Annotated in this window: 1 pseudogene; it reads right to left on the bottom strand. The window is 63.1% G+C overall.

From position 1 onward, the window contains the following. Positions 1-107: 107 nt before the first annotated feature. Positions 108-203 (bottom strand): annotated as a pseudogene (locus ADL15_RS53240) (IS5/IS1182 family transposase); the annotation flags it as partial.

Here is a 203-nt window from a genome sequence, read left to right on the forward strand (position 1 = left end):
GAACTCCGCGCTCACCCCGACCAGCCCACATCCGGAGCAAAGCCGATCATCAATCGGCGATTCCGGCCTGCACCAGAACCGCCCAGCACCAGAACTATTGAGCCTTTTCATCCTGCGTAGCGGTTGGCTTCGACGTGGTGCAGAACGAGGATGGCCTGCACGATCGCGGTGGCGCGGCGAGGGCAACAGCGCAGCTTGACCAG

Source organism: Actinoplanes awajinensis subsp. mycoplanecinus (assembly GCF_001509495.1).
Classification (GTDB): domain Bacteria; phylum Actinomycetota; class Actinomycetes; order Mycobacteriales; family Micromonosporaceae; genus Actinoplanes; species Actinoplanes palleronii.